This window comes from Phytohabitans flavus (assembly GCF_011764545.1).
GTDB classification, from domain to species: Bacteria; Actinomycetota; Actinomycetes; order Mycobacteriales; family Micromonosporaceae; genus Phytohabitans; species Phytohabitans flavus.
The window spans coordinates 2,202,775-2,227,577 of record NZ_AP022870.1 but is presented as its reverse complement, the minus strand read 5'-3'; the positions used below and the strand labels follow the sequence as shown (position 1 = coordinate 2,227,577).

Sequence of the window (24,803 nt, the reverse complement as noted above, 5' to 3'; positions counted from 1 at the left end):
ACACCCCCATCACACAACAGGTGAACGGATTGCCGACGTGTGGCCGATTACGGGATGCACTCCGCTAAATGCCTGGCTAGCTTTCATTTCACCCGTGATCACGTGGAGGCAGTCGTGGCGAAGAGCGCACTCATCATCGGTTCAGGCCCGGTGGGCAGCACATTCGCCCGGCTCCTGGTGGGCGCGGGAATCGATGTCACCATGATCGACGCAGGTGGGGAGCGATCCAGCGAGGTGGGACGCCACCTGCGAAATGAAACGATCTACCAGCACAACCCGGACAGATTTACCGACGTGATCAGAAGTAGTGCGATGCGGATATCCGTGCCATCGAGCCGGAGATCCGAAAGCGATTCGCACATCAACCCTGACCAGGATCCGGCCACCAATCTCGGCGCCTCCCGGGCCGCACGGGCGGTCGGCGGGATGGGCATTTTCTGGGCGGGTGCCACTCCTCGGACACATCCGGTCGTCGAGCACATTCCGTTCGTCGATGGCGACGAGCTCTCCCGGTTGTACGGCGTCGCGGAAAAACTTCTGCACACGACCACCAGCGCCTATGAAATGTCGGTCCAGGGCCGGGTCGTCACGGAAAGGCTCAACGAAGCCGGGTATCAGGTGCGCCAGCTCCCCCTCGCCGTGGAGCGGCTCAGCGTCGATCCCCCGCGAGTCCACTGGAGCGGCCCGGAGATCATCCTCAAGGGCGGCGACCGCAATGCGCCAAGCGTGGCCGACGACCCCCGCTTCACGCTCCTCCCCGAGCACCTCTGCACCGCCCTCGTCCACAGTGGAAGGCAGGTCACCGGCGCGGTGGTCCGCGATCTGGCCACTGGCGCCGAGCGCACGCTCGTCGCCGACACATTCGTCGTGGCGTGCGGCTCGGTGCTCACCCCGCAGCTGCTCTGGGCCTCCGGAATCCGGCCGGACGCGCTCGGCCGGTACCTCTGCGAGCAGACGATGGCCACCTGCCAGGTGGCCCTTTCCGACGACCTGGCCAGCCGACTTGACGACGGTCCCAATGTGGTCGAGCCGAACCTGTGGATACCCGTCGCCGAGGGGCGACCGTGGCACGCCCAACTGCACCGCGGGATCTTCGGCTACGCGGCGGTACCCGACGGCGTCGACCGGCGCACCGTCACCGACCTGGTGTGGTTCAGCACCTGTGACGTGCGGCGGGAGAACGCGGTGACGTTCTCCGACCGGGTCGCCGATCCGTACGGCTTGCCGCAGCCCACGTTCCACTTCGGAGCGAACGTGGCGGACCGTGCCCGCGCCGACGACATGGTGACCGACATGGCGAAGGCGGCGACGGCGCTCGGCAAGTTTCTGCCCGGGGCCGAGCCCGCCTTCCTGGAGGCCGGCTTCGCGTTGCACATCACCGGTACCACACGGATGGGCGCGGACGCGCGGGAGAGCGTCGTCGACCCGTACGCGAAGGTGTGGGGTCTGGACAACCTGTACCTCGGCGGCGGTGGCGTGATTCCGGCGGGCGTCGCCTGCAACACGACGCTCACCAGCATGGCGCTGGCGGTGCGCACCGCCGAGGCGATCGCGGCCGGCTAGATCGCGCCGACCTCGCCGAGCCGGAACATCACTTCCTCCATCTGGTCGCGGGTGAGCGGCTCGGCCGGCAGCGGGTGCGCCGCCCCGGCACGCAGCCCGTCGAGGAGGAATCCGACGCTGCGCCGCCACGCGTCCGGCGCGGCGTCGGCGCTGTGCCGCACCAGCATCGCCGTGGACCAGAAGACGAAGAGCAGGTCCTCGCGGGTGAAGTCGGCGCGCAGCAGGCCCTCGCGCTGGGCACGCTCGATGATGTACCGCTCGCGCTCCTCGGTCACCCGGCAGATGACGGTGAGCTGCTCGGACGCGTACCGCCGGGAGATCACGTCGTTGAGCGCGGGGCAGCTGGCCTGTAGCTCGCATACGCCCATCACGTACCCGGCGAACCCGTCCCACGGGTCACGCTCGGCGAGCGCCCGCTTGGCCACCTTGCCGAGGCTCTGCGCGGCGAGCTCGGGCACGACGGCGTCGATCAGGGCCTCGCGGCTGCCGAATCGGTTGTACAGCGTGCCGGAGCTCACCCCGGCCCGCTGGGCGATCTCGTCGAGCGGCGCGTGCAGCCCTTTCTCCTGGAAGACCAGCAGGGCGGCCACGCGGAGCTTCTCGGTGTTGCGGCGGGCGTCCGCGCGCAACGTCGTCTTCGCCATGACCCCTCCCCACCTAAGTTGACGCTGGCCCCAAGTTTAGTGCTACGGTTCGAGACGTAAATTGAGGCTTGCGTCAAGATACCCGGGGAGCGGCGTCGTGGATGACCCCGAGCTGGAGGCCGCGGAGGCCCCCGAGGACGAGGAGGCGCCCGTCGCCCTCGTCATGGTAGAGGCGGACGGCGCCGACGTGTGCGCCGCCGACGGCACCTGCTGGTAGCGAGGAGAAGGCACGTGAAGATCGAGGTCTGGTCCGACGTCGTCTGCCCGTGGTGCTACATCGGGAAGCGGCGCCTGCAGAATGCCCTGACCCGCTTCGACCACACCGGCGACGTGGAGATCACCTGGCGCAGCTTCCAGCTCGACCCGTCCCAGCCGCGCGGCGAAAACCAGCCGACGACGGACATGCTGTCGAGCAAGTACGGGGTGGCGCCCGCGCAGGCGCAGGCGATGCAGGACCGGGTCACCTCCCTCGCGGCTGAGGAGGGCCTCACGTACCACCTCGACCGGTCGCTGACCGCCAACACGTTCGACGCGCACCGGCTGACCCACCTCGCCGCGACGCGCGACCTCGCGGACGGGATCCACGAGCGCCTCTTCCAGGCCGCGCTCGTGGAGGGCGAGGCGGTGGACGACACCGAGACGCTGGTGCGGATCGGCACCGACGCGGGACTGCCCGCGGACGAGGTGCGCAAGGTGCTCGAGGGCGACGCGTACGCCGACGAGGTCCGCGCCGACATACGCGAGGCCCGTGCGCTCGGGGCGAACGGGGTGCCGTTCTTCGTCTTCGACCGGACGTACGGCATCTCCGGAGCGCAGCCGATCGAGGTCTTCCTGGCCACGCTGGAGCGGGCCGCGTCCTAAGGTTTACGCCACCATCGCCTGAGGGCGGACGGCCTACAGGCTCTTGCTCGTGCGGGCGAGCATGGCCGCCGGTCTCGGCGCGACCGCCATGCTCACGCGCAGAGGGTGATGCCGACGACGGCGGCCCACGAGCGATCAGATTTGGCACGCTAGGCGGCGGCTGAGGCGGGGCGGACCCGTTCTCCGTCTGTCCGCGGTGTGCGGCACCGGCCGTGCGCCCGGCCGCGGCGGTGCACGTCGGCGACCTCGGCGGAGGGCGGCGGGGCGCAGCAGCGCCGTACCGTGCTCCGATCGTGGCGAAAAGTTACCCCTGGGCCGGCGCCCACAGCCGCACGACGACCCGGCCTGCTCGCCGGATGGTCGCGGGCACGCGTCGACGCGCGGCTGGTTGAATGTCCCGCGCAGGCGCGCCCGCACGGGGCGGCCCAAGATCGGAGGTCACGTGAGCGAGACGCGAGACGTCGAACGTATCTACTCCACGCCGGAGGTCGTCGCGAAGCTGCGGCGCCTGGCGGACGCGCTGGAGTCGGAGACGCCGTTCCGGATCCAGATCGCCGGCGAGCGGATCCGCGTTCCCGCCCACGCCCAGTTCTCCATCGAGCACGAGCGGGGCGAGGACGAGGAGGAGATCGAGTTCCAGCTCAAGTGGTCCCTCGACGAGGACGGCGAAGACGAGGACGACGACGAGGACTCGGACGTCTAGGTCCGCGCTGGGAGCCGGGCCGCAGGCCCGGCTCCTTTACTTGAGCTCACCCTCAAGTAATCCCATCGTGTACTTGTCGAGCCACTGGCCCTCCCGCCGGAACACTTCGCGGAGCCGCCCCTCCTCCACGAAGCCCACCCGCCGGTACACGCGCAGGGCCGCGTCGTTCTCGGTGACGACGGTCAGCGCGATCTTGTGTAGGCGCATCGCCTCGAAGCCGTACCGGCACACGGCGCGCACCGCGTCGGTCGCGTAGCCCTGGCCCCAGTACTCCTTCTCGCCCAGGTAGATGTTCAGCTCGGCGCAGCCGGTCTCCGGCTCCGCCCCGGAGAGCCGCACGAGCCCGATGAGCTGCCACTCAGCGGTACCGGCCGTGGGTTTGGCGGGCGCGTCAATCCCGAAGAGCACGTCGCCGTACGCGTTGCGCGGACGCTCCTCCAGCCACGTCCGCACCTGGACCAAGGGCTGCGCGTAGCCGGCGTCCATCCAGCGCATGACCTCGGGATCGTGGTTCCACCACCACAGCGCCTCCGCGTCCGCCGGCTCCATCGCCCGCAGCCGCACCCGCTCGCCCAGCACGAACATGTCCCGCTCCCCCGTCCGACATCGGCACTACCTGCATCATGCCCCGCTACGGTGGGGCGGTGCTCGCGGTCGGCGCCGAGCCGACCGGCCTGGCGCTGGCGGCCCGCCTCGCCTCGAACCGGGCCAGCGGCCCAGGCGCCGATGACGCCGGCGTGCGAGCCCGTTCGTGCAAGCAGGGGCGCGCAGGCGGGCGGCGTCTACGCCGCTTCGGGGAGGTCTAGCCAGTCGGCCCAGCGTGGGTCCGGGGGATAGAAGCGGCGGAGCCTGATCGGCCGGTCAGGACGGGCGGCCGGCGATGAACCCGCTCAGCCGGTCGCCGAGGCGGGCGACCGGTTCGTGGAAGCGTTTCTCCCGGTGTCGCGCCCGGGCCAGCCGGCGAGCCCACCGCTCACCCGGCCGGTGGTAGAACCACCGCGCCCACGGTGCCTTCGGTCGGGCCAGCCGGATCGCGCCGACGTAGAGCAGGATCGGGAAGAACAGTCCGATGAGGCCTGTCCACAGCTTTCCCTTGAGGACGGTCACGACGGCCAGGCTCAGGTTGAGCGCGGCAAGCGCGACACCTGCCACCCAGGCGTCCAGGCCGCCATGGTCATCGGCCCGGACAAGGTCGGTGAGGTTCTCCGGCTCGACGCCGACGACGAGCAGCCCGGTGACCGCGCAAGCAGCGAAGACGGCGGTGACCGACTCCCGCCCCTCCTGCGTCCAGTACACGTCCTGTAGCCGCAGGATCAGCGCGAACTCGTCCAGCACGAGCGCCGCGCCCACCCCGAAGATGGCCGCCGCGACCGCGCGCCAGCCGGCCAGGTCCGGATCGAGGGCGAAGCCGACAATCCCGCCGAGCAGCATGAATCCGATGCCGAACACGGCGTGGTGGATGTGGAGTCCGCCAGGCGTGAGGTTGCCCGGCCACCAGCGGACGCCAGCCCGGATCATGCGGGTGGAGAAGCGGATAGCGAGGAACGAGAGCACCATCGCGGCGAAGAAACAGAACAGCGGCAGCCGGCCGGTGTCCACAATGGTGTGTCTGAACCAGTCCCCCATGATGCCCCGTACGGAGGCTATCAGCGGCGCGAGACCACCGTGGCCGGGTCCGCGATACCGCAACCTGCGAATCCGCGGCGGGTAGGCGGGGCACCTGCCATGCGGAAAAGTTGACGCGGGTCGCAACATGGTGAGTACGCCGTTCGTCTACATCTCAAGTGCACGGCGAGGGGCGGGGACACCGGATGCGGGACGCGGAGAGTTTCGACGAGTTCTACCGCAGCACGTCCGCGCGGCTGATGCGGTACGGGTACGCCGTGGTGGGCGACCTGACCGAGGCGCAGGACGTGGTGCAGGAGGCGTACACGAGGGCGTGGCAGCGGTGGCGGACGGTCGCCGTCCATCCACACCCGGAGGCGTGGGTGCGGCTGGTCGTGACGCGGCTGGCCACGGACCGGTGGCGACGGCTGGCTCGCTGGCACACAGTCCTGCACCGCACGGGACCGCCTGAGCACGTCCACCCACCCAACGAGGACACCGTCGTGGTCGTCGCCGCGCTGCGCCGGCTGCCGGTGACGCAGCGGCAGGCGTTGGCGCTGCACTATCTGTTCGACCTGCCGGTCGCGGAGATCGCGGAGGAGACCGGCGTGCCCGTCGGCACCGTCACGTCCTGGCTGTCCCGGGGCCGGGCCGGCCTGGCCGAGGCGCTCGCGGACCCGGCCGCGACCCAGGTCCCGCCCAAACAGGCCGGGCCGCGGCGATCGCGGCCCGCCGCCGGAGCCAGGCCAGCAGTGAGCGGCGTGTGGGAGGGGAACCGTGATGAGTGAGCTCGACCAGGCGTACCGTGCGCTGTCGCACGAGGCCGACACCATGCGGCTGGCCACGCCCGAGGCGCTGCGGGCGCGCGCCGATCGGCGGAACCGCGTCCGGGTGACCGCCGCGGCGGTCGCGGCGGCGATCGCGGTGGGTAGCGCCGTCGTGGGTACCCAGTGGGTGTTCCGCGCGGACGGAACGTCGCCGGCGCCGCTGCCGCCGGGGGCGACGTCGTCGCCGACGCCCCCGGCGCCCACCTCGGCGCCCCCGACGTCCGCGTCACCGACCCCGCAGCGGGCCACCACGGCACCACCGACGACCCCGTCCGGCAACACCGCGCCCAAGAGCATCCCGAACAGCGCGTTCCTCCAGGTGGCGGACACCAACGGCCGGGAGCCAGTGGTGGACACTCCGAGCGATGACGTGCTGCCCGCGCTCTGCGACGCCACGTACGCCAGCGACCGGTCCATCGACCTGCAACGCAGCCGCCGGGTCACCTACTGGACGGCGCCGGGCCGGGAGGGCTACGTGCCCGACGGCACGTTTCGGCAGAGCATCAGGGTGTACGAGCCGGGCCGCGCGAGCCGATTCGTCGACGAGCTGCGCGACGCCGTCGCAGCCTGCCCCTCAGACGGTGACCGCCGCTACCGTACGGTCTCCGCCCCCAAGCAAGGTGACCAGTCCCTCATGTTCGAGGTGCGGTATCCCACCAAGGACCCGGAGGGCAACCCGACCGGCGGCGATGACGTGCGGCTGGTCTCGGTGGTACGGATCGGCGACGTGGTGACGATCCTCTACGAGACCGGCTGGGAGGCGGGCTGGTCCGCGGAGCCGGACGTGGTGAACGCCTTCACCGACAAGGCGGTCGACCGCATCCGGTCCTGGTTGGACTGACCAGCGAATCAGGAGTCCGGGCCCGGGCGCGCCTGCCGAGGCGTGACCGGGCCCCGGTGCCGCGCGGAGGTCGCCCCGTGCGGCGAGCACCTCCAGCGCCGCGGTCAGCTGCTCCCCGACCGTCCGGCGGCGCTCGGCCAGGCCGGGCCGATCATGGCGGCTGGTGTCGCCCATCGCGAACGCGAAGATCCCGACGGACAGCAGCGGCCAGGGGAGCTGCACCGCGGGCGGTTGCGCGCCACGCCGACCGCTACCGCCAGCGCGCTCACCTCGGTGCAGGCGGCGATCATCCGGCGGCTGGACATGATCACATCTCCCCGCCCGTACGACGGCCCTGCGGCCTGACAACCCGGCCGTCCGACTGTCCGGCCTAACCCTGGCCCCACTGCCGCCCAATATCCGTAGGCTAACTCCCGGATGATCCTTTCAAGCGGCGTTCAGGAGCGGCGTGTGGACCTTCAGGTGACGAGCGTCGCCGAGCGTCCCGATCTCGCTTCCCGACTTGACGGTCTCCTCGGCACCTGGCCTCGCTTCCTGCACCACCACCCGCTCTCGACCCTCTTCTACGCTTCTGTCGCCCCCGCCACCCCGGCTTCTGCCTTGTCGCGGTGGACCGGTCGGCACCGGACGAGCCGATCGCCAAGGCGTACAGCTTCCCGGTCTCGTGGCCGCCCGGCACCCTGCCCCGGACGGGCACGATGCGGCGATCATGACGGCCGCCGGCGATCTTCTCACTGGCCGGATCGGCCACCTTGTCGTCGGCGTGGAAGTCACCGTCGCGGCCGAGTGGCAGGGGCGCGGGGTCTCCCGGGTAATGGTGGACGCGATGCGGGCCAACGCCGCCCGGCACGGGTTCGACGCCCTGCTCATCCCGGTGCGCCCGACGCACAAGCACGAGGAGCCGGAGGTGCCGCTCGCGGCTTACGCCGCCCGCACCCGCCCGGACGGGCTGCCGCAGGACCCGTGGCTGCGCACCCACGCACGGGCCGGCGGCGAGATCGTCGGTATCGCGCCGACCTCGCTGACCCTCGCCGCCCCACTCGCCGACTGGCGGGACTGGACCGGGCTGCCGTTCGACACCCCTGGACCGGTACTGGTGCCCGAGGCACTGGTGCCCGTGCACTGCGACCTGGCACGCGGCAGCGCCGTGTACGTGGAGCCGAACGTGTGGGTGCGCCACCTGCTCCGCTAAGTTGAGGCACCCCGCAGGTACTCTCCGACCCCGCGGGAAGCTGCCCGCGGTCGAGGGTCAGGGCGCGCGGCGGGCCGACAGCATGACCATTCCGGTGTCCCCCCAGTCAGGCAGGTCGGGGTCGGTGTCGATCCGCCGCACAGCCAGGTCCACTGTGTACGGCGCGAAGACCTCGGTGACCTGCTCGGCGTCGACCGGTATGGCCGGCCAGCCGCGCCCGCCGGCGATGGAGTAGCGCCCATGTTCTCCATGAAGGACGCGACCAGGTGCCCGCCCGGCAAAACGCGGCGAATTCCGCCCGGTCCTCGGTGACGCGCTCGGCGCCGAAGTTCATCGAGCCGAGCGCGTACCGCCTTTCCGGCAGCGCGAAGGCGTCGGCGCGGGTGACCCGTACCCGGGAAGGGCCTGGGCCAGCGCCGGATTGCTCCGCCGGCACCGCGCGTAGAACGGGTTCCAACTCGGATCCGGGCCGTCGCGCAGCTGGTGGCGCGGGCACGCGACGGAGGCGGCGCTGGGCTCGACCGCGTGCACAAGCCGGCTCGTGGCAGCGGCGAGTGCGAGCGGGTACAAGTTGGGGCCGGCCCCACATTCGATGCTGCGGTGGAGGGAGGCGGGCGTACACCTCGCTGTGGTGGTCGATCCTCGTCGGCGCGGTGCAGCCGGCGGTAGTTTCCCGTGAGGTAGGCTTCCACGGGCCACGCGTCCCGATTGCGCAGCATGATGTGGATCTTAGTCGGAACCGTCCACTGTGGTCATTAGCCGTCGCAGCCGCCCGCGGGCGACCAGCTCGCGCCGTCGAGGCACGACGGCGGTAGGTGGAACCAGCGCAGCGCCTCGAAGTCCTGCGCCAGCCCGGTGGGCCCTTCGTCGACCGACTCGGGGTATCCGGCCATCAGCCGCCGCGCCTGGTCCAGGTATCCGGCGAGCGCCTCCTCACCCGCCTTCCGCGGTCGGGCGGGACGGGCGATCGTCCCGTCCGCCGCGTACGCGAGGTCCCGCAGCCGCAGCGGGGGCCGGCGGGTCCCCGCGCGGTGCCACCAGAGCCCGGTCCGAGGGTCGAAGCGGTAGTCGCCGAGCAGCCGGTCGCCGTACCGCGCGATGAGGTCGACGGCGTCCACAAGGTAGTCGGCGACGACGTCGGAGATGAAGTAGTTGAAGTTGATGCGGGTCCAGCCCGGCTTGATCCCCTCGCAGCCCTGGCTGATCTCGTCCTGGAAGCGGTGCGAGTGCACGACGTCGATCGCGAGCAGCCGGTGCCCGTACGGCCCGGCGCACGAACAGCCGCCGCGCGCCTGGATGCCGAAGAGGTCGTTGAGCAGCGCCACTACGAAGTTGTGGTGCAGGTAACGTTCGCCGCGGCGGATGCGCAGCGAGACGATGGACAGCCGCCGCGCGTCCGGGTTGCCCAGCAGCTCGACATCCGGGTTGGCGGACCAGCGGCGCAGCGCCCGCTTCCACAGCCGCTCCTCGCTGGCCTGGATCACGTCGGTGCCGACCGCCTCCTTGAGCGCGAAGACCAGCCCGGCCCGGATCGACTCGACGATGGCCGGGGTGCCGCCCTCCTCGCGGGCGATCGGGTCGTCCAGGTATCGGTGCGAGGTCGGATCGACGAACGCGACGGTGCCCCCGCCTGGCACGGTGGGGACCGCGTTGCGGACCAGCTCGCGGCGGACGACCAGGACGCCGGGCGTCTGCGGGCCACCGACGAACTTGTGCGGCGACAGGAACACAGCGTCCTTGTGGTCGGCCGCACCGGGCGCCGATTCGCCCACCCGGATCCGCACGTACGGCCCAGCCGCCGCGTAGTCCCAGAACGACAGCGCCCCGTGCGCGTGCAGCAGGGCAGCGACCCGGTCGGCGTTGGAGAGGATGCCGGTGACGTTGGAGGCGGCGGAGAAGCTGCCGATCCGCAGCGGGCGCTCGGCGTACCTGTCGAGCTGTGCGGCGAGCTCGTCCAAGTCGATGTGGCCGTCACGATCGGCGCCGATGGGCACCACGTCGGCAACGCTCTCCCGCCAGGGCAGCTCGTTGGAGTGGTGCTCGTACGGCCCGACGAAGACGATCGGCCGGCTTTCGGGGCGGGGGTACCCGGCCGGCAGGCGGAGCTCCAGGATGCCGATGAGCTTGTTGACCGCGGCGGTCGCACCGGACCCACAGAAAATGACGAGGTCCTCATCCGTGCCACCGACCGCGTCGTGGATGATCTCGCGGGCCTCCTCACGCAGCCGCCCGGTGGCGAGGCCGGTGCCGGAGCTCTCGGTGTGCGTGTTCGCGTACCGCGGCAGCACGTGCGCACGGATCGCGTCCTCGATGAAGTCGAGCGAGCGGCCGGAGGCGGTGTAGTCGGCGTACGTGATACGGCGCGGCCCGTACGGCCCGTCGAGCACTGCGCCCTCGCCGACGATCCCGGACCTGATCCGCTCCAGCAGCGCGGCCTTCGTCGCCCCCGCCGCCCGCGTGGTCGCGATCATGCCGGTCATAAGTTGAGAGTGCGCCTCAGGTTGCGGCAACGCCAGAGCCTTTCGGGCAGCCCGCCTGGCGTGAACCGGACACAACGGCCGCACTGGCACAGGCGCGTAAATACCCCGAGGCGACTTCGTTTCGCCTGTTGATCTCCAGGTGGACGGGTCGCACGCTCAAGCCACGGTGTCCGTCGCCCGCGTCTAGCCAGAGCCCTGGTCATCCACACCCCGTTTTGTCCACAGCCCTGGTCTATCCACCGCTTTCGCCTTCCACAGCCGCTGTCTGCCCACGGCCGCTGTTTGTCCGCGGCCTTCATCCACAGCCCTCTCGGGACCAGGCCGCTGCTCGTCCGCACCCACTGCTCGTCGACACCCGCTGCTCGTCCAGGCTCCCCTGCTCGTCCACATCCGCTGCTCGTCCAGGCCCACCGCTCATCCACATCTGCCGCTCGTCCACGCCAGTTGTTCATCCACACCGGCTGCTCCCACGCCAGCTGCTCGTCCACGCCAGCTGTTCGTTCACATCTGCGCCCTTCGTCCACGCCCACTGCTCGTCCATTCCGCTGCTTATCCACATCGCTGTTCGTGTCCCAAGGTGCATTGGAATCACCAAAAGCGGCTTGGACCCCCATCTGGCCCATCAACCCCGGCCCCATCGCGAACCGGCGGAACATCGCCAGGTCCGCCTCCACGCTTGAAACGCCCCATAGCCCCTTGTAAGTGCCTGAGACGCCTTGGTTCTCCCCAAACCTCCATCGGAATGCCCAAAGCCCCTTGAAGGGAGTGTCATGCCTGCCCCTTATACCGACGAGACGGCACTGGAGCTCGCCCGCCAGCTCGCCCCGCTGCTGGGCCTCTCCGAGATCCACATGCCGACCGCGATCGCCGCCGACGTCCTCAACGGCGCGGCCGAGTGCGACGCCCTGCTCGCCAGGATCCCGCAGGAGCGGACCCCGGCGCCGCTGACCCAGCTCGTGGCCGAGTGGCTCCCGTGACCGCCCCCGCGATCAGCCGGCGAACTCTGGTTGCCGGTGCGGCGATCGCCGGTGTCGCCGCGGCCGGCGCCACGACCCTCACCGCGGCACCCGCGCAGGCCTCACCGTTCGGCGGCCGGGTGCCGGACGTGCCGTTGTACGACCTGGAGGTGTGGCAGGCGGCCCAGCTCATCCGCAGCCGCAAGCTCTCCCCGTGCGACTCGCGGAGGCCACTCTCGCCCGCATCGCGGCGGTCGACCCGAAAGTTCAGGCGTTCGTCAACTTGTACCCGGCGTCAGAGATCCTCGCCGCGGCCCATGAGGCGGAGCGCGAGATCCGCCGCGGCCACTACCGCGGCCCGCTGCATGGCGTGACCGTCGGCCTCAAGGACATCTACTTCACCAAGGGGAAGGTGACCGAGGGCAACTCGCGCCTCTACACCGGCTTCGTGCCGAGCTTCGACGCGACCGCGGTCGCGCGGCTCAAAGCTGCCGGCGTCGTCATCTTCGGCAAGGTGGGCACCAGCGAGCTGGCCACCTCGACCGCGAGCGCGGCAAACAACCCCTGGGATCTGGCCCGCACTCCGGGCGGGTCCAGCTCCGGTTCGGCGGCCGGGGTCGGCGCGTCGGAGTTCATGATCGGCATGGGTACCTGCACCGGCGGCTCGATCCGCGGGCCGGCGGCCAACTGCGGGCTGACCGGCTTCAAGCCGACATACGGCACGATCAGCCTGCACGGCATCTTTCCGCTCGCCTGGTCGATGGACCACCCGGGCCGCTCGTCCACAGCGCCCGCGACGCCGCGTTGCTGGTCGACGCGCTTGGCGGCGAGGACCCGCTCGACCCGCTCACGCGGAAGGTCAAGCGGTACCGCCTCGCCGACGAGGTGGCCCGCAACGACGGCCGCAAGCCCCTGCGCGGCATCGTGGTCGGCGTGCCTGTGCCCGACGACTTCCTCAGCGGCGTACCGAACGACGAGGAGGTCGCCGCGTTCGAGGAGGCGGTCGGCGTGATCCGGTCACTCGGTGCGACCATCCGCCCGGTACGCAGCCAGGCGCGCCTGGCTGGGCTGACGAGCGTGAGCTCGTTCTACGACCCGATCCGCAGCGGCGAGGTGGCGGCCTTCCAGCACCGCAACCTGATGACCCAGCCGCAGAACATGTCCCAGGACTACCGGAACAAAGTTGTCGCCGGTCTCATGTTGCCCGGCACCGCGTACCTCCAGGCGCAACGGGTGCGGCGACTGTGGCGGGACGGGTTCCTGTCGATGTTCGACGACATCGACGTGGTTATCCACGCCGCGGACAACATCGCGGGCCTGAAGGCGGGCGGCAACCCGCCGCTTCCGCGCCCGTCGAGCGGGAGCAAGACGAACATCTGGAACCTCAGCGGGGCGCCGGCGGTCGCGATCCCGACCGGCTTCTCCCGCGCGGAACGGATGCCGCTCTCCATGCAGGTCGCCGCCAAGCCCGGCGACGACGGCCTCGCGCTGCGGGTGGCCGACGCTTTCCAGTCGGTGACGGCACATCACAAGGCACGGCCGGCACTCTAGGCCGACGCTTCCCCGTCGATGGCGGCGCACCGCAAGGCACGGCCGGCAATCTAGCCTGATCGTCCGGTCAACATCCGCCAGGTACCGCCGGCGTTCGCCTGCCGGCCGGGATGGACGGGCGTAGCGTTCCGTAGTGAGAGCACCACGGGGTTATCGGCAGAGGAGGCCGCCATGCTGTCGGAGCGCACACCTATCGCGACCCTGCCCACGGCCGACGTCGCCCGTGCCCGCACCTTCTACGAGAACGCTCTCGGCCTCACTCCGCAGGAGGAGGCACCCAACGGGATCATGTACAGGTGCGGCGCGGGAAAGCTCTTCCTCTACCAGTCGGAGTTCGCGGGCACGAACAAGGCCACCGCGGTCACCTTCATGGTGAGCGACGAGGAGTTCGACGGCGAGGTCGACGCGCTACGTGCGAAGGGCGTCAACTTCCAGACCTTCGACTACGAGGGCATGCAGTGGAAGGACGACGTAATGGTGAGCGACGGGATGCGAGCTGTCTGGTTCAGCGACCCGGACGGCAACATCCTCAACGTCGGCACCGGAGCGATGTAGGACAAGAGCGCCGCGCCCGGCCAGGGAGTGGCGCGACGCCGGTCGGGCCGGCCGGGCATGAATCGACCCGCTCTGTTGTTGGCAACGGTTGTCATCAGCGAAGGAGGAGCGGACCATGGCTAGCCGCACCGAGAACCGGCCGGTGATCTCCGTCCGGAGCACCGCTGGCACCGGCTACACGTACGTGACCAGGAAGAGCCGCCGCAACAACCCGGACCGCCTCGTGCTGCGCAAGTACGACCCGGCCGTCCGGCAGCACGTCGAGTTCCGCGAGACGCGATAACTAGACACACCCCGAGCCGCCCGTCGTATTCCGCGACGGGCGGCTTTCCTGTTGGCGACGCCGCGGCCACGGGAGACGCCCGCTGTGGACGGCGATCGGCTGTCGACGACGGCCGCTGTGGATGGCGCATCTGCGGAGCCTGGGGGCGCCCGCCGTGGATGGGCAAGGCTGTGGACGACGCCCGCTGCGGAATTGCGCGACTGCGGACGGCGCCCGACCGCCGAAACGGCGCCCGCTGCGGATGGCGCGCGAGCGGTGAAACTGAGCCCGCCGTGGACGATGCACGCCCGCGACGGTGTACGACCGTGGACGGCGAACGTCTGTGGACGGCGGAACATCTGTGGACGGCGGAACATCTGTGGACGGCGGAACATCTGTGGACGGCGGAACATCTGTGGACGGCGCCCGCCGCAGGCGGGGCGCCGGGTTGTGGATAGCGCGCAGGAGCCTGCTCAGTCCATGCCCGCCGGGGCGTGCCAGCCGCCCGCCGGCGGCTTGCGCACCAGCTTGAGTACGTCGCGCCACCGGCCCTCGCTGGGCGGCGACGCCGCGATGAGTCGGTCGACCCAGGCCCGCGCCACCCATTCGTCGCGGAACGCCGGCCAGGTCAGCTCGCGCCCACCCGGGCCGCCGTCGCGGGCGCGCACGAGCCACCGGTCGTCCACCTGGTGCAGCCAGATGTCGCGGCGCTCGGGCCCCGGGAGATCTCGTTCCACCAGCGCCCGACCAGGTCCATTCCGCCACGCTATAGAACACGTGTTCGAATCACAAGCGCTACGCGAGCACCAAGAATCCCGCCCCGGACGAGGTTAGGACCGCGGAGGATGAGGCCGCGGGAAAGCTGCGCCCCACGTTTCCCCGGGACCCCGCGCAGCGGTCCGGACCACCACGGGCATCGCGGTAGCTCGAAGTTTCGATGTTTTGGGTTGGATCGCGTCCGGTCAGGACGGCGAGAGCGGCGGCGAGCTCGCACCCACTCGGCCGTACTCGGCAACTCTCTGTCCGGAAATGGATTCTCTCGGCGACGAGACCTCACACCGCCTTGACTTCGTGTGGGCGAGACTGGCGGCGCCTGCGATACGCGGCGGCATAAATGGGCACGGCGGTTGGGGACGAGGTATGCCGGAGCTGGAGCTACGAGATCGCGGAGATCTCACACAAGCCTTGCTGGACAACGAGATCTGGCCGGACGACCTCGTCGCGGAGGCTGGCATCCCGGTGCACGACGTGCCGCTGGTCACGGTGGGCGGCGGCATCGGCTCGTTCGTGCTGGTCGACTACCTGCGCATCGCGGGGGCGCCGACCGCGGACATCCGCGTACTGTCCAATATCGACCATCCATGGCAGACATACGAGTACCTGACCCGGGTCTCGCAAATTCCCGGGCCGGAGCGGATCCGGTCCGACTCGTCCTCTAGGCCGGACAACATCTGGGGTTTCCCGTCCTACGCGCTGAGCGAGGCGTGGCGGGAGCGGACCCTCCGGCCGCTGGCGCACGTGCTCGGCGAGCCTATCTTCGCGGACTACTGGACGCCGCGCGTGGGCGACGTGTTCAAGAGCATGGCCCGCGAGTCCGCACGTATCGGGTACCCGAAGATGCTCGTGAAGGGCGTCGCCCGGATGGTGCGGCGGCGGGCGGGCGGCGGCTACTTCACCGTGCTCACGCCACCGGCCGCCACCGGCCCGACCAAGCGGGTCGCCTACCGCTCGCGCTTCGTGCACCTCGCGGTCGGGTACCCCGGGCTGCGGTTCCTGCCCGACCTACAGGAGTTCCGGGAGAAGTACGGTGACTTCACCCGCGTGGTCAACGCATACGAGTCGCACGAGCACGTGTACGAGGCGCTGCGCACCAGGCCGGGCACCGTGATGGTGCGTGGCGGCGGCATCGTCGCGTCCCGGGTGCTCCAGCGGTTGATGGACGACCGCGAGCGGTACGGGCTCCAGACGAAGATCGTGCACATCTTCCGCACGTTCGTCACCGGCGCGCACGGGCCGCACCTGTGGTCGCGGCGCAAGGGCGGCGACGGCTGGGCGTACCAGGGATTCAACTATCCGAAGTCGGTGTGGGGCGGGCAGCTGAAGGCGAAGATGCGGCGGCTCGACGGCGCCGAGCGGGCGGCCGAGTACAAGCGGATGGGCGGCACCAACACGCCCAAGCGCCGCCGCTGGCAGCAGCAGATGCGCGACGGCCGCGACGGCGGGTGGTACGAGGCGAGCCAGGGCATCGTGGAACGGGTGGAGCCGGCCGCCGACGGCACGCTCGTGAGCCTGGTCGCCGGCGACGCGGGCACGCGGAAGGTCGGCGCCGACTACATCATCGACTGCACCGGGCTTGAAGCCGACATCGCCGAGCACCGCGTCCTCGCGGACCTGCTCGCGCACGGCGGCGCGGGCCGCAATCCGCTGGGCCGGCTGGAGGTCGAGCGGCACTTCGAAGTCAAGGGCACGGCCAGCGGCGACGGCGCCCTGTACGCCACCGGCGCGGCCACGCTCGGCGGGTACTTCCCAGGCGTGGACACGTTCCTCGGGCTACAGATCGGTGCCTTGGAGATCGCCGACGACCTCGCCCGCCGCGGCTTCGGCCGTCGCATCGGGCCGGTCCGCTCCACCGCGCAGTGGGTGCGCTGGGCGTTCGGCCGGCCGGTCCGGGAGGGATGAGAGATGGTGCCCGTGCTGTCCGGCCGGATCCAGACCCGGTTGGTCCTCCTCCTGATTGTCGGCTCAGCTGTCACCGCGGTCGTCACGCCGCTCGTGGTTGCCGGCTACCGCACCACGTTCGCGGTGCTCGCCGGCGTCGCGGTGCTCGGCGTCGGCTGGGAGCTGCTGTACCACCTGCTCATGCAGTTCCGCTGGGAGAAAGACTGGCCGTCGCTCTTCGGCCTGCTGACGGCGGTGCCCGAGGGCCTGCTGCTGTGGCTGCTGCTCGACGCCGGCCTGGTGCCCACAGTGGACACCGCGCCGCCGCTCGCCGCGTACGCCATACATTTCACCGCCGTATGGCTGGCGGTCTGGCTCGTCGCGAACGGGCCGATGCGGGTGCCGTTCCTGCGCTGGCGCTTCCGCGGAGGGCGGCTGGCATGAGGCAACCCGACCGCAACGCGCCCTTCGAGGCGGTCCTGCTCCTTCCCGGAGCGGCGGACGCGCCGGCGGAGGCGGCACCGCGCAACGAGCCGACGCGCCTGCTTGTCGAAGGTGTGCACTGCGCCAACGGCCACTTCAACGACCCGGCCGTGCCGTACTGTCAGATGTGCGGCATCTCGTTGGCGCAGCTTACGCACTTCACCGTCATCGGCCCGCGGCCGCCGCTCGGCGTGCTGCTCGTCGACGACGGCGCCACGTTCCGCCTGGACGCCGACTACGTGGTGGGGCGCGAGCCGCAGCGCGACCCCGCGGTGGCGCACGGGGCGCGGCCGCTGAGCATCGCCGGGCCGGCGAGCGGCGTGTCGCGGCAGCACCTGCGGATTACGCTCGCCGGCTGGACCGTCCGCGCGGTCGACCTGGGATCGGCCAACGGCACGGTCGTCGAGCCGCCCGGCGAGCCACACCCCGGAAGCTCCAGCCTGGTGTGCCGGCGGAGATCCGACCCGGCACCCGGGTCGCGTTCGGGATGCGCTGGCTGCGCTACGAATCCCACCGAAACCCGTGAATATCCACCGAGCCCGTGAATATCCCACCGAAACCCGTGAACACCTCAGGGGAGCAGATGCACGGCATCGCCGATTACGACTTCATCCGGCCGCTCGGCTCGGGCAACCACGGCCAGTACTTTCTCGCCCGCCGGCCGGCCCGGCTGCCCGTCCAGGCCGCCGAGGTGGCGGTGAAGGTACTGGCCGCCGAGTCGACCGAGGTGGCGTACCGCCGAGCCACCCGCGAGCTGCGCGCGTTCGCGGCGGTGCGCTCGCCGTACCTCGTCGCGCCCTACGACGCCGGGCAGCAGGACGGCATCTTCTACTACTCGACCGAGTACCTGCCGGGCGGCTCGCTCGCCGCGCCGGCCGCACCCCTCGGCCGCACCGCCGCGCTGCGGGCGGTGGCACACGCCGCGCGGGCGGTCGCCGCCCTGCACGCCGCCGGCGCCGTGCACCGGGACGTCAAGCCCGGCAACGTGCTCCTGCACGAGGGCGGCGCGCGGCTGTCCGACCTCGGCCTGGCGCACGTCTTCGCCGAGGGCGTCACGATCACCGGCATGGGAGGGCTCGACTCGGTGGAGTACGTCGACCCCGCGCTGCTGCTCGGGAGCGACCGCAGCCGCCGCACGACGTCTGGTCGCTGGGCGTGTTGCTGCACCGCGTGGTGGCCGGCACCGGCATCTACGGCACGCTGCCGGAGGGCGACGGGCTGCTGGTGCTGCGCCGCGTGGTCTCCACGCCGCCCAAGCTGAGCGCGGATCTGCCGGAGTCATTGGCGGCACTGGTTCGCGAATGTCTTGCGCCAGCCGACGAGCGGCCCACCGCGCTGGCGCTGGCCGCCCGCGTCGAACTGCTCGCGGGCGGTGCCTCATGAGCGCGCACACCCTCATCCACTTCCTGCTCGCGGTCGCGGCGATCATCGTGCTGGCCCGGGCCTTCGGCTGGCTGGCCCGGCTCGTCGGCCAGCCGCCCGTGATCGGCGAACTCGTCGCCGGTGTCCTCATTGGACCGACGCTCTTCGGCACGGCGGTCAGCGGCTGGCTCCTGCCCGCCGACATCCGGCCCGCGATATCCGGACTGGCCAACCTCGGCCTGGTGCTGTTCATGTTCATCGTCGGATACGAGCTGGACCACGCCTCGCTGCGCGGCCGCGGCCGCACCGCCACCTCGGTCTCCATCGGGTCGATCGCGGCGCCGCTCGGGCTCGGCGTGCTCCTCGCCATGTGGCTCGCCGGCCGCCACGACGTCTCCGACCCGCTGCCGTTCGCCCTCTTCATCGGCGCGGCGATGGCGGTCACGGCGTTTCCGGTGCTGGCCCGCATCCTCACCGACCGCGGCATGGTACGCACGCCGGTCGGCGGGCTCGCCCTCGCCAGCGCCGCCGTCGACGACGTCGCCGCGTGGTCGCTGCTCGCCGTCGTGGTCGCCGTCGCCGGCGCGGACAGCGCCAACCCGTGGCTGCCGCTGCTCTGCGTGCCGTACGCGCTGCTGATGCTGCTCGTGGTGCGGCCGCTGCTGGCCCGCGTCGACGCCGCCCGGGCGCGGGCCGGGCGGCTCACGCCCGACATCCTGGCCGTGGTGCTCGTGGGCCTGCTGCTGTCCAGCCTCGCCACCGAGTGGCTGGGGCTGCACGCGATCTTCGGCGCGTTCCTCTTCGGCGCGATCATGCCCCGCGCACGCGCCAGCGCGGACAAGGCGGCCATCCCCCAGGCACGCGCCGACACGGCGAGCAGCGAGGCGGTGCAGAAGGCGGAGCCGAACGGCGCGGACAAGCTCCGGGTCGAGATTCTCGAACGGCTCGAACAGGTCAGCGTGCTGCTCCTGCTGCCGGCGTTCTTCGTCCTTTCTGGACTGCGGGTCGACCTCTCTACGCTCGGCGGGACGGGGCTGCTGGAGCTCGCCGCGATCCTCGTCGTAGCGATCGGCGGCAAGTTCGCCGGCGCGTACGCGGCCGCCCGCCTCAATAAGGTGCCCACCCGCCCGGCCGGCGCGCTCGCCATCCTCATGAACACGAGAGGGCTCACCGAGATCGTGATCCTCACGGTCGGGCTGGAGCTGGGCATCATCGACGAACGCGTGTTCTCGATGATGGTCGTGATGGCGCTTGTCACCACCGTCATGGCCGGCCCGCTGCTCAGCCTCGTCTACCCGCGACGGATGGTCGAGCGGGACGCGCTCGCCGTGCAGCGGCCCGGGGCACCGCCGGCCGGCTACCGCGTGCTCGTCTCGCTACCCCAGGGCGTGGCGCCCGCGCCGGCCCTTGTCGACCTCGCCGCCGACGTCGCCGAGCGGGGCGCCGCCGCGACGGGACACGGCACCGGAGAGGTGGTGCTGAGCTGGCTCGTGCCGTACCCGGCACGGCCGCTCGACGTGGGCAGCGGCCTGTCGGAGGAGCTGCTCGGCATGACCACCGCGATGGGGGAGCTGGCCGGCGAGGCCGTGCGGCGCGACGCGGCCGAGCTCGCGGCCACCCGCGGGTTCGATATCGTCATCCACTCTGGAGGGTCGGGGGAGTCCCGGACGAGTGGGGTGACGAGCGGATGACCGGCGAGAAAGAGCTGCGCCCCGGCGACCCACGGCGGCTCGGCCGGTACGAGCTGGAGAGGCGGCTCGGCCAGGGCGGCATGGGCACCGTCTACCTGGCCCACGACGCCGGCCGGCCGGTCGCCGTCAAGGTCATCCGGGCCGACGTCGCCGCGCACGAGGAGTTCCGGCGCCGCTTTCGCAGTGAGGTCGAGCGGGCGCGGCAGGTGCCGCCGTTCTGCACGGCCGAGGTACTCGACGCCGACCCCGACCACGACCCGCCCTACCTCGTCGTGGAGTACGTCGACGGCCCCAACCTCGCCGACGTCGTGGCCGAGCGCGGCCCGCTCAGCCCGGCAAACCTGCACGCGCTCGCGATCGGCGTGGCGACCGCGCTGACCGCTATCCACAGCGCCGGCGTTATCCACAGGGACCTCAAGCCCAGCAACGTGCTGCTCGCGCCCGGCAGCCCAAAGGTGATCGACTTCGGTATCGCGCGCGCGGTCGAGGCGACGAGCCACCTCACCCGCACCGACCAGATGCTCGGCACCGTGGGGTACATGGCACCCGAGCGCTTCGGCCCCGACGCCGCCAAGGTGATCAGCCCGGCGGCGGACGTCTTCGCCTGGGGCGCGGTGCTCGCGTACGCCGGCACCGGCCGCCCACCGTTCGGTGCGGACACTCCACCGGTCGTGGCCGCGCGCATCGTCACCCAACCACCCGACCTGACCGGGCTCGTGCCCCCGCTGCGCGACCTTGTCGAACTCACACTGGCCAAGGACCCGGCCGCCCGCCCCACGTCGCGCGAGCTGCTCGACATGCTGCTCGCCCCCGGCCAGGTACGCCCGCCCGCGGTCCGGGCCGCCCTGGCCGAGCAGCCCGCCCTGCTCGCCGCCGCGGCCGAGGCCAAGGCGGCCACGGAACATTTCCCCACACCCCGCGCCGGCCACGACACCACCCGCCTGGCCGGCGGCACTCCGGCGGCCGCCGCGCCCGCACGCACCGGCGGGGGCTGGGGAAGGTTCGCGAATGCGGCGTTGGCGGCGGTGGTGCTCGCCACGTCGCTGACCGCCGCGGGCATCGCCAGCGGCATGCTCCCGTTCGGCCGCGACGGCGACGGGTCGGACGGCGGGACCCCGACACCCACGGCGACCTCGCAGGTCACCACGGCCGCTACGAGCTCGCCGCCCACCAGCTCGCCTTCGCCCGGACCGCCGGTCCTGCGCGACCCGCTGACCGCGGCCGGGCTGTGGCAGGTCCGCGAGGACGAGGCACAGCACACCACCTGCACGTTCGACGAGGCGCTGGTGGTCACCCGCGAAAGCACCGGCCCCTACCGCTGCCCGGGCCCGACCGGCGTCTACAGCGATGTCGCCGTCGCCGTCGACGTACGGCTCCAGACACCGGACAGCTGCGCGGCGCTGTGGTTCCGCTTCGCCGGCACCTCCGGCTACCTCGTGCGCGTCTGCGCCGACTCGGTCAAGCTCGCCACCCACGGCGTCGGCGACGGCGCGCGCGTGAACGTGCTAAGCACCATGGAATTCGACGACCCGATCCAACCCGACACCACAACCCGCCTCGCGATCTCCGCCCGCGGCACCACCATCACCGTCGAACGCGACGGCGAACGCGTCGGCACCGTCGACGACGCCACCTTCACCCAGGGCCGCGTCGTGCTGGGCATCTTCCCCGTCACACCGGGCGCGGAGCCACCGTTCCGCGTCGCCTTCACCAACGTCGAAATCCGCGCCCTGGGCGGGTGACGGCTCACGCTCCCCTTTGGACAAACCCGCCGAAGCGCTGAGCGCGGCCTAGCGAGGCGTGTAGCGCGCCTGCCTAGAGAGCTTTGGAGTTGGGATGGCCTCGGCGCCATGTCGCGGATAAAGAGCCAAAACCAAGGAGATTGGGCTACCGCGACGCCCGCCGTGGTCCAGACCGTCGCTCCCGCGGCCTCACCCTCCGCGGTCGGCAAGCTCACCCCTGGGTCGTGGTCGGCGGACCGCGACCTTCGCGGAGGGCTTCGACTTCGGGTAGGGGCGCTGCTGCCCGTCCCGGGCCGCGACGAACGCGAACGCCGTACCCTGCCGGGTCCGCGGTCCAAGCCCAACCTTGACCTAGCTCGGCGGTTGGGCGGAAGGTCCATTCAAGACAGACACGCCCGAAGGGCGCTCGATTTGCCTTGATCGACGCTACGGCGGGCGGCCGTCTGGTAGATCGTGGTACTTAGGTGCCCCTGGAGGGGCAGTTGGATACCACGATCTCTCGCGTATACGAACCCGACCGCGCCGATCAAGGAGGCGGGTCTGCGGGTCGCTGGGGGATCAGCGTCATCCGGGGCCAGAGGGCCGACCTGGCGGCATGGTCGCCCGCTGATCGTCGGCGCGGCTACTCCAGGGAAGCAGAGCAAAGGCGTCTGCGCACCCACCTCTTGCTCCTTGTCCGACGACGATCCCCGGGTCGACGCGCCCCCGTTCGACAGGCCGCGGGAACCCCGGGGGTGGGCTTGGACCGCGGACGTGGCAGCGCGGGTCGGGGATCTCGGCGAGCGCTAGCGAGCCGCCGACCTGCGCGGTGCCCGCGGGAGCATACGGTCCGCAAGTGACGCGGACCGGGGCAAATAGCTTGTCTCAAGAAATCGAATTTGACCCCGACCCTGAACGTCGTGTCGGCCAACCCACGCCGACACGAGACGGCCTTCGGCGCCGGGACAGGCTGGTGGGCATGTGTCCTGACCTGATCCGAAGCCGACAGCACGCCGACCTCGATGGCTGTGTCGGCGCGCTCCGCGCCGTGCACGACGCCGACGCCTACCCACTGAACTGACCCGCGGACCCGCGTGCGTGGCTCACCCCGCCGCGACTGGTGCGGGGATGGCGTGAGGCTGCGCTACTACGCTCTCGGATAGCCGGAAACACCTAGACATCGCCGTCAATAGAAAAGTGAGGCAGACCTAACCCAATCCTCTTGGGGATAGGTACACCTAAGGCGTGGCGATAATCGCGGCGACTGGTCAAACATGCCGAGCCACGCAGTTAACCTGCACATTCGATCCGCAAGTTGCAACCGGTCCCCGGTGCAGGCCGCCGCAGGTCAGAGAAGTGCCGCGTACTGGAGCAAGCCGGCCGAACCACAGCGAAAATGTTAAGGCCGAATGAACAGTCACCTTCGGGATGAATCAATGCGTGCCCTGGTTGCATCACTGCGATCCGAGCCTGGATGCGGACCGATCATGCATGCTAATGTGCGGCCGAACGATCGATCAGGTGATCGTTCTCAGCCAATCACGCCATTGGAGGTGAATTCATGCTGAGCTTTTCCGGCCAGATCGGCACCACGGCCACCGGCGGGCTGACCGTCACGGTCGCCCGGGCGCCTCCACCACCTGCGGCGGCGGCAACTGCTGCTGCACCAGCTGCTGCTCCTGGTAGTAGCGGCGAGTCCACGCGCTGAACTAGTGAAGGGAACCTGGTCATGCTGAGCTTCTCCGGTCAGATCGGCACCACGGCCACCGGCGGGCTGACGGTCACCGTCGCCCCGGGCGCCTCCACCACCTGCGGCGGCGGCAACTGCTGCTGCTCCAGCTGCTGCTCCTGGTAATCCGGCCCCTGCCGGTCGTCTCCCCGTCCACGCTCGTATCGGAGTGACATGCCCTACCGCCGCACCAGGGAAGAAGTCGAGGAAGCGCTCAAGGACCACGACTACCTCCGGGCGGTCGGCAGCTTCGCGATGCAGCACACGATTGTCTCCATCTACTCGTCATCCACGGTCGTCCGCACTCCAGACTCCGTGGTGCGGGGTCGATGGGCGACCGGGGATGACTCCTTCGCGGGCGAGGAGCTCCTGCTCAACTACCGCCCGGACAACGCCCGGCTGGGCTTCCAGATGGGCATCGGCCGGTTCTTCGAGCCGGACGCGGTGCTCTCCTCCTGCCACGCGGACCTCGAGGAGGACCTGCGTAACGTCATCGAGCTGCCCACCGCGAAGCCGATCCGCACGGGACTGACCGCCGTGGTCACCGAGCGGCGCAGCACCCGCGCGTTCACCGGCGAGCCGATCTCGATGGCTGACCTGTCGGCGTTGCTGTTCCACTGCCAGGGTGCCACCGGAAGCCTGCCCTACGGCAACCCAGCCGAGCCGCACGGCGTGATCAAGCTGCGTACCGTCGCCTCGGGTGGCGGCCTCTACCCGGTGACGCTGTACGTCCACGCGTTCAACGTCGCGGGGCTCGCACCGGGCGCGTACGAGTACCTGCCCCACGCCCACGGTCTTTCGCCGCTCCCGGCGCATCCGCAGCTGTCCCCAGCGGAGGTGCTGCGCTCGCCCGACCTGGACGCCGAGCGCACCGGGTTCGCTCTGACCTTCGTCTACAACCTCTACGACAACTCGCGCAAGTACGGCGACAGCGGTGTCGTGTTCGGACTCGTCGAGGTCGGCGCGATCCTGCAGAACCTGCACCTGGCCCGCACCGCGCTCGGCCTGGCCGGCTGCGACCAGGGCGGCTACGACAAGCAAATGATCGAAAAGATGCTCGACCTGGACGGCCTGACCAGCCACGTCGTGCACCTCACCTTCGTCGGGCAGGGAGAGTAG

24 protein-coding genes and 2 pseudogenes are annotated in these 24,803 nt (G+C 70.8%); 20 read left to right on the top strand and 6 right to left on the bottom strand.

The genetic code is table 11. The features are described from left to right. Positions 1-54: 54 nt before the first annotated feature. Together Pflav_RS48605 and Pflav_RS09520 are read left to right on the top strand one after the other, a co-directional pair. A pseudogene (locus tag Pflav_RS48605) lies at positions 55-222 on the top strand (FAD-dependent monooxygenase); the annotation flags it as partial. 72 nt (positions 223-294) lie between these two features. Then, positions 295-1,563: a GMC oxidoreductase gene (locus tag Pflav_RS09520; protein ID WP_232071167.1), complete on the top strand. Its 1,269-nt coding sequence runs from the start codon at positions 295-297 to the stop codon at positions 1,561-1,563. On the opposite strand, the gene Pflav_RS09515 is transcribed toward Pflav_RS09520, so the two are convergent. Then, on the bottom strand, positions 1,560-2,207 hold the full coding sequence (locus Pflav_RS09515; RefSeq protein WP_173035454.1) for a TetR/AcrR family transcriptional regulator: 648 nt from the start codon (positions 2,205-2,207) through the stop codon (positions 1,560-1,562). The two genes, Pflav_RS09520 and Pflav_RS09515, sit on opposite strands and share 4 nt — an antisense overlap. Before the next feature lie 231 nt (positions 2,208-2,438). Between Pflav_RS09515 and Pflav_RS09510 the strand changes: the two genes are divergently transcribed. Both Pflav_RS09510 and Pflav_RS09505 read left to right on the top strand, forming a co-directional pair. Then, entirely contained in the window at positions 2,439-3,068 is a 630-nt protein-coding gene (locus Pflav_RS09510; protein WP_173035452.1) for a DsbA family oxidoreductase, read from the top strand. A 442-nt stretch (positions 3,069-3,510) separates the two neighbouring features. Further along, positions 3,511-3,771, top strand: a complete 261-nt coding sequence (locus tag Pflav_RS09505) for an amphi-Trp domain-containing protein (protein WP_173035451.1) — start codon at positions 3,511-3,513, stop codon at positions 3,769-3,771. Between the two features lie 36 nt (positions 3,772-3,807). Here the strand turns inward: Pflav_RS09505 and Pflav_RS09500 are convergent, their stop codons facing one another. Then, positions 3,808-4,356, bottom strand: a complete 549-nt coding sequence (locus Pflav_RS09500; RefSeq protein ID WP_173035449.1) for a GNAT family N-acetyltransferase — start codon at positions 4,354-4,356, stop codon at positions 3,808-3,810. A 38-nt stretch (positions 4,357-4,394) separates the two neighbouring features. On the opposite strand from Pflav_RS09500, the gene Pflav_RS09495 reads away from it, so the two are divergent. Further along, complete coding sequence (locus tag Pflav_RS09495) at positions 4,395-4,577, top strand: hypothetical protein (protein WP_173035448.1); 183 nt, start codon at positions 4,395-4,397, stop codon at positions 4,575-4,577. Positions 4,578-4,632: 55 nt separating this feature from the next. Here Pflav_RS09495 and Pflav_RS09490 read toward each other — a convergent pair whose 3' ends face one another. Then, complete coding sequence (locus tag Pflav_RS09490) at positions 4,633-5,397, bottom strand: hypothetical protein (protein WP_173035447.1); 765 nt, start codon at positions 5,395-5,397, stop codon at positions 4,633-4,635. A 185-nt stretch (positions 5,398-5,582) separates the two neighbouring features. Between Pflav_RS09490 and Pflav_RS09485 the strand changes: the two genes are divergently transcribed. From Pflav_RS09485 to Pflav_RS09470, 4 genes are all read left to right on the top strand, one after another. Further along, a complete protein-coding gene (locus Pflav_RS09485) occupies positions 5,583-6,164 on the top strand; it encodes an RNA polymerase sigma factor (protein WP_173035446.1) in 582 nt (193 codons plus the stop codon). Continuing rightward, positions 6,157-7,044 (top strand): hypothetical protein, encoded by an 888-nt coding sequence (locus Pflav_RS09480; protein WP_173035445.1) that lies wholly within the window; start codon positions 6,157-6,159, stop codon positions 7,042-7,044. Before Pflav_RS09485 ends, Pflav_RS09480 begins: the two co-directional genes overlap by 8 nt. Positions 7,045-7,086: 42 nt before the next feature. Beyond that, complete coding sequence (locus Pflav_RS09475) at positions 7,087-7,389, top strand: hypothetical protein (protein ID WP_173035444.1); 303 nt, start codon at positions 7,087-7,089, stop codon at positions 7,387-7,389. A 364-nt stretch (positions 7,390-7,753) separates the two neighbouring features. Then, entirely contained in the window at positions 7,754-8,236 is a 483-nt protein-coding gene (locus Pflav_RS09470) for a hypothetical protein (RefSeq protein WP_197938248.1), read from the top strand. A 755-nt stretch (positions 8,237-8,991) separates the two neighbouring features. On the opposite strand, the gene Pflav_RS09465 is transcribed toward Pflav_RS09470, so the two are convergent. After that, positions 8,992-10,716, bottom strand: coding sequence for an aminotransferase class V-fold PLP-dependent enzyme (locus Pflav_RS09465; RefSeq protein WP_232071166.1), 1,725 nt, complete (start codon positions 10,714-10,716; stop codon positions 8,992-8,994). Positions 10,717-11,486: 770 nt separating this feature from the next. On the opposite strand from Pflav_RS09465, the gene Pflav_RS09460 reads away from it, so the two are divergent. The 4 genes and pseudogenes from Pflav_RS09460 to rpmG all read left to right on the top strand — a co-directional run bounded on the left by Pflav_RS09460 (position 11,487) and on the right by rpmG (position 14,061). After that, entirely contained in the window at positions 11,487-11,693 is a 207-nt protein-coding gene (locus Pflav_RS09460; RefSeq protein ID WP_173035443.1) for a hypothetical protein, read from the top strand. Positions 11,694-11,844: 151 nt separating this feature from the next. Further along, a pseudogene (locus tag Pflav_RS48600) lies at positions 11,845-13,223 on the top strand (amidase). Positions 13,224-13,394: 171 nt separating this feature from the next. Beyond that, positions 13,395-13,778, top strand: coding sequence for a VOC family protein (locus tag Pflav_RS09445; protein ID WP_173035438.1), 384 nt, complete (start codon positions 13,395-13,397; stop codon positions 13,776-13,778). Between the two features lie 115 nt (positions 13,779-13,893). Beyond that, complete coding sequence (gene rpmG / locus Pflav_RS09440) at positions 13,894-14,061, top strand: 50S ribosomal protein L33 (RefSeq protein ID WP_173035436.1); 168 nt, start codon at positions 13,894-13,896, stop codon at positions 14,059-14,061. Between the two features lie 452 nt (positions 14,062-14,513). Here rpmG and Pflav_RS09435 read toward each other — a convergent pair whose 3' ends face one another. Continuing rightward, positions 14,514-14,777: a hypothetical protein gene (locus tag Pflav_RS09435; RefSeq protein WP_173035434.1), complete on the bottom strand. Its 264-nt coding sequence runs from the start codon at positions 14,775-14,777 to the stop codon at positions 14,514-14,516. Between the two features lie 448 nt (positions 14,778-15,225). On the opposite strand from Pflav_RS09435, the gene Pflav_RS09430 reads away from it, so the two are divergent. The 6 genes from Pflav_RS09430 to Pflav_RS47270 all read left to right on the top strand — a co-directional run bounded on the left by Pflav_RS09430 (position 15,226) and on the right by Pflav_RS47270 (position 21,976). Next, entirely contained in the window at positions 15,226-16,719 is a 1,494-nt protein-coding gene (locus Pflav_RS09430) for a hypothetical protein (RefSeq protein ID WP_232071164.1), read from the top strand. Positions 16,720-16,722: 3 nt separating this feature from the next. Further along, positions 16,723-17,142 carry a hypothetical protein gene (locus Pflav_RS09425; RefSeq protein WP_173035429.1) on the top strand — a complete coding sequence of 140 codons (420 nt, stop codon included), beginning with the start codon at positions 16,723-16,725 and terminating at the stop codon, positions 17,140-17,142. After that, a complete protein-coding gene (locus tag Pflav_RS09420) occupies positions 17,139-17,726 on the top strand; it encodes an FHA domain-containing protein (protein ID WP_173035428.1) in 588 nt (195 codons plus the stop codon). Before Pflav_RS09425 ends, Pflav_RS09420 begins: the two co-directional genes overlap by 4 nt. A 17-nt stretch (positions 17,727-17,743) precedes the next feature. Further along, positions 17,744-18,442, top strand: a complete 699-nt coding sequence (locus Pflav_RS09415; protein ID WP_197938246.1) for a protein kinase domain-containing protein — start codon at positions 17,744-17,746, stop codon at positions 18,440-18,442. 118 nt (positions 18,443-18,560) lie between these two features. Beyond that, positions 18,561-20,234, top strand: coding sequence for a cation:proton antiporter (locus Pflav_RS09410; protein WP_173035426.1), 1,674 nt, complete (start codon positions 18,561-18,563; stop codon positions 20,232-20,234). After that, positions 20,231-21,976 (top strand): serine/threonine-protein kinase, encoded by a 1,746-nt coding sequence (locus Pflav_RS47270; RefSeq protein WP_173035424.1) that lies wholly within the window; start codon positions 20,231-20,233, stop codon positions 21,974-21,976. The genes Pflav_RS09410 and Pflav_RS47270 overlap by 4 nt, the downstream gene beginning before the upstream one ends. A gap of 1,725 nt (positions 21,977-23,701) precedes the next feature. Here Pflav_RS47270 and Pflav_RS09400 read toward each other — a convergent pair. Next, a complete protein-coding gene (locus Pflav_RS09400; RefSeq protein WP_173035422.1) occupies positions 23,702-23,860 on the bottom strand; it encodes a hypothetical protein in 159 nt (52 codons plus the stop codon). Between Pflav_RS09400 and Pflav_RS09395 the strand changes: the two genes are divergently transcribed. Continuing rightward, positions 23,859-24,803 (top strand): SagB family peptide dehydrogenase, encoded by a 945-nt coding sequence (locus Pflav_RS09395; protein ID WP_173035420.1) that lies wholly within the window; start codon positions 23,859-23,861, stop codon positions 24,801-24,803. The genes Pflav_RS09400 and Pflav_RS09395 overlap by 2 nt on opposite strands.